This is a genomic window from Pantoea sp. OXWO6B1 (genome assembly GCF_001641135.1).
GTDB lineage: Bacteria > Pseudomonadota > Gammaproteobacteria > Enterobacterales > Enterobacteriaceae > Pantoea > Pantoea allii.
This window is the reverse complement of the sequence record NZ_LWLR01000001.1, coordinates 790,850-803,185: the sequence shown is the minus strand read 5'-3', so window position 1 is coordinate 803,185 and position 12,336 is coordinate 790,850. Positions and strand designations below refer to the sequence as shown.

General features: G+C 53.1%; 13 protein-coding genes. 6 read left to right on the top strand and 7 right to left on the bottom strand.

Annotation, left to right across the window (positions count from 1 at the left end; genetic code table 11):
- Nucleotides 1–95: 95 nt before the first annotated feature.
- Together metR and A6A26_RS06070 are read left to right on the top strand one after the other, a co-directional pair.
- A complete protein-coding gene (gene metR, locus A6A26_RS06075) occupies nucleotides 96–1,025 on the top strand; it encodes an HTH-type transcriptional regulator MetR (RefSeq protein ID WP_063877918.1) in 930 nt (309 codons plus the stop codon).
- Between the two features lie 72 nt (nucleotides 1,026–1,097).
- Nucleotides 1,098–1,577 carry a YehS family protein gene (locus tag A6A26_RS06070; RefSeq protein ID WP_063877917.1) on the top strand — a complete coding sequence of 160 codons (480 nt, stop codon included), beginning with the start codon at nucleotides 1,098–1,100 and terminating at the stop codon, nucleotides 1,575–1,577.
- A 228-nt stretch (nucleotides 1,578–1,805) separates the two neighbouring features.
- On the opposite strand, the gene A6A26_RS06060 is transcribed toward A6A26_RS06070, so the two are convergent.
- On the bottom strand, nucleotides 1,806–2,666 hold the full coding sequence (locus A6A26_RS06060) for a carboxylate/amino acid/amine transporter (protein ID WP_063877915.1): 861 nt from the start codon (nucleotides 2,664–2,666) through the stop codon (nucleotides 1,806–1,808).
- A gap of 359 nt (nucleotides 2,667–3,025) precedes the next feature.
- On the opposite strand from A6A26_RS06060, the gene glpT reads away from it, so the two are divergent.
- Complete coding sequence (gene glpT / locus A6A26_RS06055; RefSeq protein ID WP_063877914.1) at nucleotides 3,026–4,366, top strand: glycerol-3-phosphate transporter; 1,341 nt, start codon at nucleotides 3,026–3,028, stop codon at nucleotides 4,364–4,366.
- Nucleotides 4,367–4,406: 40 nt separating this feature from the next.
- On the opposite strand, the gene yigL is transcribed toward glpT, so the two are convergent.
- Together yigL and pldB are read right to left on the bottom strand one after the other, a co-directional pair.
- On the bottom strand, nucleotides 4,407–5,207 hold the full coding sequence (yigL, locus tag A6A26_RS06050) for a sugar/pyridoxal phosphate phosphatase YigL (RefSeq protein WP_063877913.1): 801 nt from the start codon (nucleotides 5,205–5,207) through the stop codon (nucleotides 4,407–4,409).
- Nucleotides 5,208–5,261: 54 nt separating this feature from the next.
- Nucleotides 5,262–6,254 (bottom strand): lysophospholipase L2, encoded by a 993-nt coding sequence (gene pldB, locus A6A26_RS06045; protein WP_063877912.1) that lies wholly within the window; start codon nucleotides 6,252–6,254, stop codon nucleotides 5,262–5,264.
- Between the two features lie 114 nt (nucleotides 6,255–6,368).
- Here pldB and rhtB point away from each other — a divergent pair, with 114 nt between their 5' ends.
- A complete protein-coding gene (gene rhtB / locus A6A26_RS06040; RefSeq protein WP_063877911.1) occupies nucleotides 6,369–6,992 on the top strand; it encodes a homoserine/homoserine lactone efflux protein in 624 nt (207 codons plus the stop codon).
- 77 nt (nucleotides 6,993–7,069) lie between these two features.
- Here the strand turns inward: rhtB and rhtC are convergent, their stop codons facing one another.
- From rhtC to pldA, 3 genes are read right to left on the bottom strand one after another with little or no spacing between them, the layout of a single operon-like run.
- On the bottom strand, nucleotides 7,070–7,693 hold the full coding sequence (rhtC, locus tag A6A26_RS06035; protein WP_063877910.1) for a threonine export protein RhtC: 624 nt from the start codon (nucleotides 7,691–7,693) through the stop codon (nucleotides 7,070–7,072).
- Nucleotides 7,694–7,705: 12 nt separating this feature from the next.
- A complete protein-coding gene (gene recQ / locus A6A26_RS06030) occupies nucleotides 7,706–9,532 on the bottom strand; it encodes an ATP-dependent DNA helicase RecQ (RefSeq protein ID WP_063877909.1) in 1,827 nt (608 codons plus the stop codon).
- A 23-nt stretch (nucleotides 9,533–9,555) separates the two neighbouring features.
- Nucleotides 9,556–10,431: a phospholipase A gene (gene pldA / locus A6A26_RS06025; RefSeq protein ID WP_063877908.1), complete on the bottom strand. Its 876-nt coding sequence runs from the start codon at nucleotides 10,429–10,431 to the stop codon at nucleotides 9,556–9,558.
- Between the two features lie 190 nt (nucleotides 10,432–10,621).
- On the opposite strand from pldA, the gene A6A26_RS06020 reads away from it, so the two are divergent.
- On the top strand, nucleotides 10,622–11,092 hold the full coding sequence (locus A6A26_RS06020) for a thioesterase family protein (RefSeq protein ID WP_063877907.1): 471 nt from the start codon (nucleotides 10,622–10,624) through the stop codon (nucleotides 11,090–11,092).
- 58 nt (nucleotides 11,093–11,150) lie between these two features.
- Here the strand turns inward: A6A26_RS06020 and A6A26_RS06015 are convergent, their stop codons facing one another.
- Nucleotides 11,151–11,624 (bottom strand): nuclear transport factor 2 family protein, encoded by a 474-nt coding sequence (locus tag A6A26_RS06015; RefSeq protein ID WP_063877906.1) that lies wholly within the window; start codon nucleotides 11,622–11,624, stop codon nucleotides 11,151–11,153.
- Nucleotides 11,625–11,857: 233 nt separating this feature from the next.
- Between A6A26_RS06015 and A6A26_RS06010 the strand changes: the two genes are divergently transcribed.
- Complete coding sequence (locus tag A6A26_RS06010; protein WP_063877905.1) at nucleotides 11,858–12,235, top strand: winged helix-turn-helix transcriptional regulator; 378 nt, start codon at nucleotides 11,858–11,860, stop codon at nucleotides 12,233–12,235.
- The last annotated feature ends 101 nt before the right edge of the window (nucleotides 12,236–12,336 follow it).

Below are 12,336 nucleotides of genomic sequence, written 5' to 3'. Positions count from 1 at the left end.
GATGTTTAGCCGTCCAGATGTTTACACCGCTATATTCTGCGGGTACTGTATGTTCCTCAAGCGCAAATTATTCAGTTTCGATGTGAAGGACTCTCATGATCGAATTCAAACACCTCCGGACGCTTCAGGCTCTGCAGAACACGGGCTCGCTGGCAGCAGCAGCGGCTCAGCTTCATCAGACACAGTCGGCGTTATCACATCAGTTCAGCGATCTGGAACAGCGGCTGGGATTCCGTCTGTTTGTCCGTAAAAGTCAGCCATTGCGTTTTACGCCGCAGGGCGAAATTTTATTGCAGTTGGCAGAGCAGATACTGCCGCAGATTCAGCAGGCACTTCAGGCCTGCCATGAGCCGCATCAGACAACCCTGCGCGTGGCGATTGAGTGTCACAGCTGTATCCAGTGGCTTACGCCGGCATTAGATAAGTTTCGCCAGAGCTGGCCCCAGGTGGTGATGGATTTTAAATCCGGCGTGACCTTTGATCCGCAGCCTGCCCTGCAGCAGGGGGAACTGGATATTGTATTAACCTCGGATATCCTGCCGCGTTCAGGCTTATTCTATTCCCCGATGTTCGATTTCGAAGTCCGACTGGTGCTGGCACCGGATCATCCTCTGGCACAGGTTGAACATATTTCCCCTGACGATCTGGCGGATGAAGTCCTGATGATTTATCCGGTACAACGCCAGCGGCTGGATATCTGGCGTCACTTTCTGCAACCCGCTGGCATCAGCCCTGCACTTAAGAACGTCGATAACACACTGTTAATGATTCAGATGGTATCGGCGCGCATGGGAATTGCGGCACTGCCGCACTGGGTGGTAGAAAGCTTTGAAAAACAGGGACTGGTGATCACCAAAACGCTGGGCGACGGCTTATGGAGCCGCCTTTATGCCGCCGTGCGCGACGGGGAACAGCGTCAGCCGGTACTGGAAGCCTTCATGCGTTTTGCCCGTCAGCATGCCTGCGAGCATCTGCCGTTCGTCAGGGACGCCGCGCATCCTGCTAAGGTTTTATCGCGTGAGTGACAAAGCTGCACGGTAGCAGGCAAAATCCCCTATAATGCGCAGCCTGTCGATTTACCATGAGAAGATCTCACCATGACTAACAACGATATTCTGCGCAGCGTGCGCTATATGCTCGATCTGAACGATGCCAAAATGGTGGCGATTTTTGCGCTGGCTGAATGTGAGGTTGCTCAGGCTGATATCACCAGCTGGCTGAAGAAAGATGAGGATGCGGCATTCCGTCCCTGCCCCGATGTTGTGATGGGATATTTCCTTAACGGTTTAATTTTTCATCGCCGTGGCAAAAGTGAAGACGCGCCCGCGCCGTCCATTGAGCGCAAGATGAACAACAACATCTTCATGAAAAAGCTGCGCATCGCGTTTGATTTAAAAACGACGGATATTCCTGAGGTGCTAAAAAAGGCCAATTTTACGGTTTCTCAGGCGGAGATTGGCGCGATCTTCCGCAAACCGGATCATAAAAATTACCGTGAATGCGGTGACCAGATTCTGCGTAATTTCCTTAAAGGGCTGACGATGATTCATCGGCCCGCCACAGGTAAACCCGCTTAAAACGCAGCTCGATGGTATTTCACCCGGTCGGGAAAGCAGACATCCGTGCCCGCTTGCTTTCCTGCCTGAGGCGCAGAGGCTGTGTCCTGTCGCTGGCTCGGAAATATGTCATCACGAGTAAGCATAAGCCGTTCAGCCTTTAGCGCATCAGGCGTCCGTCGCCGGACGAGGCGCCCGGCGCGCCTTCTCATCCCCCACTGACCTTTTTTCCTGCTAAGGTCAGCCCGGCTATTTCGCGCTGTTACCGACTACCCAGCGCTTATGTACCCACAGCGACGCCATAATCACGAGGGCACCTGCGATAAAGCTTGGCCAGTGCGGTTTTTGCTGCCATATCGCAAGGTTAACCAGCAATCCGGCCGGAACGTGCATGTTATTCATAATGCCCAACGTGCCGGCATCGACCTGCGTTGCCCCATAGTTCCACATAAAATAACCCAGTCCCGACGCCGCAACGCCCAACCACACAAGGATTCCCCATTGCAGCGTCGTCGTGGGTAATTTGTTGGGATTGCCCCAGGCTGCCCAGGCAATAATAGCTATCAGCACCGCGCCCAGATAAAACCACGAAAACGCCGTGTGCTGCGGCATCGGCCGGGTTTCCTGCAAACGCTTATAGCCCACCATCCCGGCCGCGAAGCAGATATTGGCTAACTGCACTAACAGCAGACCAAACCAGAAGTTTTCGCTGACTTTGTCGTAGCGAATAATCGCCGCGCCCGCAACGGCCAGCAAGGCACTGAAAATGTATCCGACGCGCAGAGGCCTTCGACTTATCAGGTCGTAGATCAAGGTGACATAGAGCGGCGTCATCACGGTAAACAGCAGGAATTCTGACACGCTCAAATACAAATAGGCTTCAAAACTCAGTAAATACATAATGCCCAGTTGCAGCATCCCGACCAGCATATAGAGCAAGAGCGTTGAAGGCCGGTAGCCACGCCAGCGCAGGAACGGCAGAAAGACAATGGCGGCCAGCGCCAGGCGCATCAATACGGAAAACCAGCTGTCGACCTGCCCGGCAAGGTACTCACCGATCAGGCTAAAAGAAAATGCCCACAGAATGGTAGTAACGATCAATAAAAGCACGGTAACAACCCCGAAATAAACAGAGCGTCAGTGTAAACAAAGTCCTGAATCAGAGCCGATTTATCTGGTTGACATCTGGTTACTTACCAGGCATTCAGGCGTTATCCTTTTTCTCTGCCTGTATTATCCTTCCCACACCACGCCTGTTGCCGCCAAAAATGTGCGAAAAAGCGCATCTGCCTGGCATTTTCGCGCTTTACTGTAATAAAACTGTAACAAATTTGTCATTCATCACAGTAAACAGCACTGTCTCTGTCTATTCTCTGCGCGAAATGGTGCATCGCGAGCACCATTTTTTTTATGTTTCGACCCAACCTGCTGGGGAATCAAAACCATAATGCGCCCGGAGGGCCACCATAATGCTAAGTATTTTTAAACCTGCACCACACCAGCCCCAGGTGGCAGAGGAGCGTGTCGATCCCCTCTATCGCCGCCTGCGTTGGCAGATCTTCATCGGTATTTTCTTTGGCTATGCGGCTTACTATCTGGTCAGGAAAAATTTTGCCCTGGCCATGCCTTATCTGGTTGAACAGGGCTTCTCGCGCGGCGATCTGGGGTTTGCGCTTTCGGGCATCTCTATCGCTTACGGCTTTTCCAAGTTCATTATGGGTTCGGTATCGGATCGCTCTAATCCCCGCGTTTTTTTACCTGCCGGATTGATTCTGGCCGCTGTCGTGATGCTGTTCATGGGGTTTGTTCCCTGGGCGACCTCCAGCATTATGGTGATGTTTGTCTTGCTGTTTATCTGTGGCTGGTTCCAGGGAATGGGCTGGCCGCCCTGCGGACGCACCATGGTGCACTGGTGGTCGCAAAAAGAACGTGGCGGTATTGTGTCGGTGTGGAACTGTGCGCATAACGTCGGCGGGGGAATTCCTCCCCTGCTGTTTTTGCTGGGAATGGCGTGGTTTAACGACTGGAAAGCGGCCCTTTATATGCCCGCCTTCGGCGCGATTGCCATTGCAATCCTGGCCTTTGCGCTGATGCGAGATACGCCACAGTCCTGTGGCCTGCCGCCTGTTGAGGCTTATAAAGACGATTATCCGGCGGATTACAACGCGAGCCATGAAGAAGAGTTCACCGCAAAACAAATCTTCATGAAGTATGTCCTGCCAAACAAATTACTGTGGTATATCGCCCTGGCGAACGTGTTTGTTTATCTGCTGCGTTACGGCATTCTGGACTGGTCGCCGACGTACCTCAAAGAGGTGAAACACTTCACCCTGGATAAGTCATCGTGGGCTTACTTCTTCTATGAATATGCAGGAATTCCCGGCACGCTGTTGTGCGGCTGGATGTCAGATAAAGTCTTTCGCGGAAACCGTGGAGCGACGGGCGTGTTCTTTATGACGCTGGTCACCATCGCGACGGTGGTTTACTGGCTTAATCCGCCAGGAAATCCCGGTGTAGATATGGCCTGCATGATAATCATTGGCTTTTTGATCTATGGTCCGGTGATGCTGATAGGGCTACATGCGCTGGAACTCGCACCGAAAAAAGCCGCCGGGACGGCAGCCGGTTTTACCGGATTGTTCGGTTATCTGGGCGGTTCGGTCGCAGCCAGCGCCATTGTGGGTTACACGGTGGACTATTTTGGCTGGGATGGCGGCTTCATGGTGATGATTGTGGGCTGTGTGCTGGCGGTGATTTTGTTACTGCTCACCATGGTCAGCGAGCATAAACACAAACAAAAACTGGCGTAACCGTCAGAAGGCCGGTTCGCCGGCCTTCTGCGCAGGCGCGCTACGATAAATACAACTTTCTTAGCGTTGCCGGCACCGCATCCTCGGCGTTGCTGCCAATCACTTCCAGCTCCGGCAGGGTATCTTTCAGACGCTGGTGCGCGTTAGCCATAATGCAGCCCTTGCCTGCCATACTCAGCATTTCTACGTCGTTCATACCATCACCAAAGGCAATACAGTCTTTCAGCGTAAAGCCTAACTGTTTCGCTACGGATTCAAGCGCATGACCTTTAGAAACACCGCCCGCCATCACCTCCAGACAGGTCGGCAGTGAAAAGCTGACGTTAACGCGATCGCCCCAGCGCGCTTCAATCGCCAGCTCCATAGGAATCAGATGCTCAGGCTCTTCACAGGTGAAAAAGACTTTGCTGATGCCGTCAGTCGGCAATATACCCGGTTCATAAACCTGATAATGGAAATCGGATTCGCGAAAATAGTCTTTCTCTGCCGGGCTGCAACGGCTGACAAACCACTCATCATCGCGATAAACGTGCGTCAGCACTTCCGGATGATGGTACTGCAGCCCAAACAGATCCTGGGCAATATCCATATCCAGATTGTGGCTAAAAATCAGCTCTCCTGCGGGATTGTGCACGCGCGCGCCGTTTGACGTAATCATATACGCCGGAATACCCAGCTTGTCGCGCATTTGCCCAACATCAATATGATGGCGGCCCGTGGCGAAAATAAAGTGAATGCCTTGTGCAACCAGCTGTTGCAAGGTTTCGCGGGCATCAGGCGTGAGGCGATGTTCGGGGGAAAGCAGTGTGCCGTCCAGGTCGGACACAACAATGTGGTACATGAAAACCTCGGGTATCTGTGTCGGTTGGCCGTAGCCGGTAATGTAAACGGAGTACTAATGATGCGACAAAAAGAAATCGACGATCGCATTGAGTGCTTCAGCACGCATGCTGTCTTTTTCAAACAGGATCTCGTGGCGCGCACCTTTAATGATCTGGGGTTTGCGTCCCTCACAGGGATGACCCGCCGCCGCCATGGCGGTACAAAAAAGATCTTGTGAGCGGTTATCTACCACGCTGTCTTCGCTGGCCTGCAGCAGCAGCAGCGGGGTAGTCATTTTATCCACCTGACTGAAGATGTTACGTCCGGCATGAATGCCTTCCCGAACCCAGTGATAAGTGGGTCCGCCAACACGAATGGCCGGATCGTCCGCATAAAAACGCAGGCTGCGCCGATAACGCTCATGGCTGTGTGTCAGGCGATTAATGCCAAAAGGATGCGCCCGCCAGCGCCCTGTGCCTAACGCATAGCCATCGCGCACGGCAGGCCTTTTTTCCGCCCAGTCGAGTATTTTATGCGCCAGAAAAGAGGGTAACGGCAAAGCAATGCCAAACATCGGCGCGACCAGTGCCGCAGCGTGAAACGCACCAGGCTGACGCGCCAGAAACAGGGCCAGAATCGCCCCACCCATCGAATGGGCTAACGCATAACGCTGCTGATAATGACGGCTTACAATCTCTTTGAGATAAAGCGTTTCGAGATCATCAACATAGTGGGAAAACTCCACGACATGTCCACGATGAGAGTCGTCCAGCAGGCGATCCGATCGTCCCTGTCCCCGATGATCGAGCACGATCACGTCAAATCCGCAGTGGAACAGATCGTAAGCCAGCTCGGGGTATTTAACGTAGCTCTCAATGCGCCCGGGTACGATCAAAATAACGCGCTTATGTTTCGGTGAAATGAACCGGACATAACGTAACGTCAGATTTTCAACGCCGGTAAATTCACACTCTTCACGGCTGTGCCAGAAATCAAGCAATGGGCCGGTAGCAAAGGCGGCAAACGCCTGTTCACGTTGCAGCCAGCTTGCTCTGTGTTGCTTCATCCGCCCTCCTGGTTGCCGAAAAAAAAGAGTCTGAACGGCCGCATGATGCCCGTAGCCCTGCGCATCATTCTGGCGTATTGTGTCACACTTCAGACGCGACAGGGAGTACAACCCATGACCATCGAATGGTGGCTGACCTATCTTCTTACCACCACAATTCTTAGCCTTTCGCCCGGCTCTGGTGCCATTAACACCATGAGCACCGGCATCAGTCACGGTTATCGTGGCGCGGTCGCGTCTATTTCTGGCTTGCAGGTCGGTCTTGCACTGCATATCGCCCTGGTGGGGATCGGTCTTGGGGCGCTCTTTTCCCAGTCGCTGCTGGCGTTTGAGATTTTAAAGTGGGCTGGTGCAGGTTATCTGGTCTGGCTGGGCATCCAACAGTGGCGCACTGCGGGCGCTATTGACCTTAACGCCATGTCGAAAGCCATGCCGCGTCGTCGTCTGTTCAAACGGGCGGTGATGGTGAACCTGACCAATCCGAAAAGCATTGTGTTTCTGGCGGCGCTGTTTCCCCAGTTTATCCTGCCTCACCAGCCACTCATGCTGCAGTATCTGGTACTGGGCGTAACAACCGTCCTGGTGGATATCGTGGTTATGATTGGCTATGCCACGTTAGCCACGCGCATTGCAGGATGGATTAAAGGACCTAAGCAGATGAAGCTGATGAACCGCATTTTCGGCGGCTTATTCATTGCGATTGGGGGACTGCTCGCCAGCGCCAGACGTATCGCCTGACCGGGCCGAGGCTGCCGCTGACAGTGACCCTGTCGGCGGCTTACCGCAGTGGCGCTGAAGTGACCGATAATCGGTTATCAGCGCGACAGGATCAGGTGAATGCCAAAACCAGCGAACAGCACGCCCGCCACGCCATCCACCCACTTGGCAGCACGTTGATATTTATCCCGCATCCACGGCAGGGAAAAAATAGCAGCGACCAGAGAAAACCACGCAAAAGTCTCGACACTTATCAGCACGAACAGCCCCCAGCGTTCCAGCTCGCCCATATCGTTACCGATAAACAATGAGAAGACGCTACCAAAGTAGATCACCGCTTTCGGGTTAGACAAGTTGGTCAGCAGGCCTTTAATAAAGCTTCTGCCTTTCTTTGACAGCTCGGCGACAGGTTCCTGCTGGACGGGCTGCTTATGACGCTGGCGCGCTGAGCTGATTAACTGCCATCCCATCCATAACAGATAGAGTCCGCCACCGACCATGATGATTTGGTGTAACCAGGCCATCTTTTGCAGAATCAGATGCAGGCCCATTAATGCCACCCCAGCCCAGACCATAACGGCCAGCGTAATGCCCAAAACACCCAGCATGGCTTCTTTGCGCGAACGACTGGCGGCGGTTTGCGAGACAAAAAAGAAATCGGGGCCGGGGCTCATCAGCGCAACAAGATGGACCAGGGCAATGGTACTGAACAAGATCAACATGATAACGCCTCTTTACTCTTCATCGAGATGTTCTTTAATCATCAGCAAAAAGGGCTTACCAAAACGTTCCAGTTTGCGATGACCTACCCCATTCACGCTCAACATTTCAGACGCACTGACCGGCATCTGCTCAGCCATCTCCAGCAACGTAGCATCGTTGAATACTACATAGGGAGGAATATTCTCTTCATCCGCAATCGCTTTACGCAGCTTGCGCAGTTTAGCAAACAGCTTGCGGTCATAGTTGCCACCATAGACTTTTGCCGACCCGCTGCTTTTCGGTCTGGCGGTTATCAGTCTTGGCACCGCCAGCATCAGCGGGACTTCACCGCGTAATACCGGTCGGGCGGCTTCCGTCAGCTGCAGCGCGGAGTGCATAGCAATGTTTTGCGTAACCAGTCCCAGATGAATTAACTGACGCAAAACACTGACCCAATGCTCATGGCTGTTTTCTTTACCCAGCCCATACACGGGCAGCTTGTCGTGTCCCTGCTCACGGATGCGGTGATTATTGGCACCGCGTAATACTTCAACAATGTAGCCCATACCAAAACGCTGGCCGACACGATAAATACTGGAAAGCGCCTTCTGGGCCTCCACCAGGCCGTCATAGCGTTTAGGTGGATCGAGGCAAATATCACAGTTTCCGCAGGGTTGCTGTCGTCCTTCACCAAAGTAGTTCAGCAGCACCAAACGACGACAGGTCTGCGCTTCGGCAAACGCATTCATCGCATTCAGTTTATGACGTTCAATATCCTGTAACGGGCCGGGCTGCTTCTCTTCAAGGCATTTACGTAGCCAGGCCATATCAGCAGGATCGTAGAGCATCATGGCTTCCGCAGGCAGGCCATCACGTCCGGCGCGTCCTGTTTCCTGATAATAAGATTCTATATTGCGCGGAATATCGAAGTGCACCACAAAACGCACATTCGGCTTGTTGATGCCCATCCCAAATGCCACGGTCGCCACCACGATTTGCAGATCGTCGCGCTGGAATGCTTCCTGTACGCTGGCGCGCTGCGCGCTATCAATACCGGCATGATATGCCCCGACGCTCAGGCCACGGCTTTGCAGACGCGCTGCCGTATCTTCGACTTTTGCCCGGCTGTTACAGTAGATAATGCCGCACTTACCCCGCTGATCCTGCACGTAGCGCAGCAACTGATCGGTCGGCTTAAACTTTTCCACCAGGGTGTAACGAATGTTCGGACGGTCAAAGCTACTGATTTGAATCAGTGGGTCCTGCATATGAAGCAGGTTAACGATATCAAGTCGGGTCGTTTCGTCAGCGGTCGCCGTCAGGGCCATCACAGGCAGATCGGGGAAACGCTGGCGCATCTTACCCAGCGCGCCATATTCCGGACGGAAATCGTGCCCCCACTGCGAAATACAGTGCGCCTCATCCACGGCAAGCATACAGGGCTGCCAGTGCGCCAGGCTTTCAAGGAAGTTGTCCATCATCAGACGTTCTGGCGCAATATAAAGCAGCTTAACGCGCCCATTACGGCAATCCGCCATCACGGCCTGCTGCTGCTCGCGCGTCATGGTCGAATTCAGACAGGCTGCAGCCACGCCGTTCGCCAGCAGTTGATCTACCTGATCTTTCATCAGAGAGATTAATGGTGACACCACCAGCGTCAGCCCCTCGAGCACCAGCGCCGGGATCTGATAGCAGAGTGATTTACCGCCGCCGGTTGGCATCACCACCAGACAATCCCGCCCACTCAGCGCTTCATTGATAATGGCCTGCTGACCGGGACGAAACTGCTGGTAGCCAAAAGTATCCTGCAATACCTGCTTAGCCAACGCTTCCTGATTAAGAACTGCCGAGGTTGCCACTGTATTCCTGACTTAATGGTTAATTAGAACAAATCGTTAAGCGTTACACCTACGCCCAAGCGTGTCTGACGGTGGTTATAGTCAATAAGGGATTCGCCATAGCCGCTGAACAGCTGGGTGTAGAAACGCACGTGCGTAGTAATCGGGTAGCTCCAGCCCAGCGTAGCGCCGCCATAGCCGCTATTCCAGTTATAGTTGCCTTCCACGCTGAAAATGCTGTCACCCATCGCGTAACCCACTTTGGCACGGTAGTAGCCCATGTATTTCGTAATATCGGGGTTATCATCCGTACTGGCGCTTTCAGAAATACGGAACCAGGGTTTGATCTCCACCAGGAAATTACCGTTTTGCGCCATCAGGCGGGTATAAACGCGGTTCCAGCTGCGGGAAGTCGGATCGCTGCGACCATTGGACTGATGATTAACGCCCACTTCAACATCACGCAGCGTCCAGCCAGCGAGAGAGTAATCTGTCGCCCAGCCCAGGAAAATCTGTGGCTCGTAGTTCGTCTCCCGGAAAGGTGACGACTCTTTTTTATTCGATACCTGCCACCATGAGCGCTGCGTGTAAGACGCCGCTAACACGGAGTTATCACCCACGATGCCGCGCCATAGCGGAAATGCCAGGCTGAGCTGGAATTTCACTTCGTCTTTGCGTGCGTTTTTTGCCCAGTTATAAGAGGAAATCGCCTCTTTATTGATGTCGCTGGTGTACGTGTACAGCAGATAGTTATTTTCGTAAGGATAAAGCACAAACGGATTGTCGTGCTGCTCCAGCAGATTGGCAATAATGCTGCCCCTCACCTGCGGTGCGTCGTGAACGTGTTTGATCGTGGCTTCGTCCGCCTGCGCCAAAGCAGGAAGTAACATTGCCGCCAGCAAGGCGCGATGCTTACGCATAGGATTCTCCGGTGAAAACTGCGTATTCATAAAAGCGAATGGGTGTCTTAAAAAGCAGGACATTCTACACACAAATGTGAGCGAACATCAGCGCTGATTTCCTAAACTGGAAAGCCTGTCGAGCGAAGCATAGAATAAACAACTTGTTAACATCTACAGTTTATTTGCCAGCTATTCAGGACTAAACACCATGTCATCCGTGCTATTGACTCAGCAGGAAGCTCGCCGCCTGGTCGGTGAAATTTTTATTTATCACATGCCGTTTAATCAGGCTCTCGGCCTGGAGCTGGATCGCCTTGACGCCGACTGCGCTGAAATTAGTTTTACGAACAAAACCATGCTGGTCGGCAATGCCGCTCAGCAGATCCTGCACGGTGGCGTGACCGCCGCCGTACTGGATGTGGCAGCAGGTATGGTGTGCGTCAGTCATGCGTTGACGCGTGATGAAAGTATTCGCGAGGAGGTGCTGCGCCAGCGGCTGGCTCGTATGGGAACGATTGATATGCGGGTTGACTATCTGCGTCCCGGTCGGGGCGAGCGTTTTATTGCCACCAGCCGTTTGCTGCGCGCCGGGAATAAAGTCTCTGTCGCACGGGTTGAATTACACAATCAGCAGGGTGACTACCTGGCGACCGCCACGGCAACCTATCTGACAGGCTGACAGGGAAAAGGAACGTGGGGCTGCCGCGCTGGCGCCCCACGTCTGCGTCAGCTGGGCATCAGAACAGGGTATTCGCATTAGCCGATTTTTCAGGCACCTCCTGAACCACATCCCAGTGCTCAACAATTTTTCCTTTTTTAACCCGGAAAATATCCGTCACGGCCCGACCACGATCGTTTTTACCATTGGTTGAGTGCACATGTAGCCACACCAGATCGCCATCCGTTGCACTGCGTACGATGCGTGCTTTTGACTGCGGGTTTTTCCTGAAAAAATCGGAAAAAAAGTTAACAAGCGGTGCCTTACCATTGGGCAATCCGGGATTGTGCTGGCGGTAATCGTCCGCCACAACCCGGGCCGCTTCTGCGACATTATGGTGATTAAAAAATTGATCATAGAAGTTGAGCACCAATGCACGATTAGCCTCTTCCGTCTTGAGATCGCGGCCGTCGCCGGGTTGCGCGGCGTAAACCGCGCCCGCTGTCAGGATACCTACCGCCAGCAACAGGTTTTTCAGAAAGGTGGTCATCATTATTCTCCTTGCGCATTTGTTATGGCGCTAACCGTTACGCGCCCGAAAGTCAGTCCTGACAGGCCGCCAAAGATGAGCCGGACTCGCCATCAGGTTTTGATATCACACCAGGTCACAAAAATAGACTGGTCACGTTGTGGATGTTACATTCGCCAAAAATGGTTAACAAGAAGTCACGTTGTGATGACCCAGTCACGTGAACGTGACTATTGACGCTGCGCAGGAACTCACCGATGCCAAAATCTTTACCCGCAACCTTTACTTACGAGCAACCTTGTCCCATCCGTGACGTACTTGACCGGATAGGTGATAAATGGAGTTTATTGATTCTTGAGGCGCTGGCCGAGCAGACGCTGCGGTTCAATGAGCTTCACCGTCATATCGGGGATGTTGCCCGCCAGGTCCTGTCGCGCAGTCTGAAACGGCTGGAAATGGACGGTTATATCCTGCGGACGCTCTATCCGGAAGTGCCGCCACGGGTTGAGTACAGCCTGACGGATTTAGGCCGTTCATTTCTCAAACCCATGCAGCAACTGATTGAGTGGGCAGACAGCAATCATCAGGCCATTTGTCTTGCTCGCCAGCGCGCCCTTGAGCCGGATAAAGACTGATCCTGTTTTATCACCCTATCTGGCTACAGAGATAACGAAGACTGCGGTAATATTGCGGCCCTCTGTCACGCCGCTTCACCTTAGTGACCTCCGGTACAGGA